The sequence below is a fragment of the Streptomyces fildesensis genome, assembly GCF_016107395.1.
Taxonomy (GTDB): domain Bacteria; phylum Actinomycetota; class Actinomycetes; order Streptomycetales; family Streptomycetaceae; genus Actinacidiphila; species Actinacidiphila fildesensis.
On sequence record NZ_JAAIKO010000155.1, the window covers coordinates 1 to 646 of the forward strand.

Consider the following 646-nt stretch of genomic DNA (forward strand, 5'->3'; position numbering starts at 1 on the left):
CCCGGCTGGGCAGCAAGATGACGGACCTCGCGCAGCTGATGCCGTTCATCCTGCGGACGTGGATGTACACCTCCGGCGTGATGTACAGCATCAGCAATTTCACGAAGACGGCACCGTATTTCGTGAAGATCCTGCTCGATGTGAATCCCATCGCGGTGTACATCGACCTGATGCGCTTCGCGCTGATCGACAGCGTGACCGCCGAGGAGATGCCGCCGCACGTGTGGGCGGTGGCGGTGGGCTGGGCGGTCGTGGTGGGTGTCGGCGGGTACGTGTATTTCTGGAAGGCTGAGGAGAAGTACGGCCGTGGCTGAGACAGTGGAGATCGAGAAGAGCGCCACCGGCACCGACACCGACCGGAGCGCCGCCGGCAGCACCGCCGTTCAGGCTCCGGCCCGGTCCCGTATCCCGACCGTCATCGTGGACGATGTGCACATCGTCTACCGGGTGCACGGCGCCGGGAACAGCAAGGGCAGCGCGACGGCCGCCCTCGGGCGCCTGGTGTCCCGTAAGTCGTCGCCCAACGTCCGGCGGGTCCATGCCGTGCGCGGGGTGAGTTTCACCGCGTACCGGGGTGAGGCCATCGGTCTCATCGGGTCGAACGGGTCGGGCAAGTCGACGATGCTGCGGGCGATCGCGGGTCTGC

At 66.6% G+C, this 646-nt stretch carries 1 protein-coding gene and 1 pseudogene; both read left to right on the forward strand.

Features of this window, described 5'->3' with window-relative positions; translation table 11 throughout:
• Window positions 1–314 (forward strand): annotated as a pseudogene (locus tag C6N31_RS42360) (ABC transporter permease); the annotation flags it as partial.
• 91 nt (window positions 315–405) lie between these two features.
• Window positions 406–646: ATP-binding cassette domain-containing protein (locus tag C6N31_RS42365; RefSeq protein ID WP_198359639.1), on the forward strand; the 241-nt coding region annotated here is incomplete at its 3' end.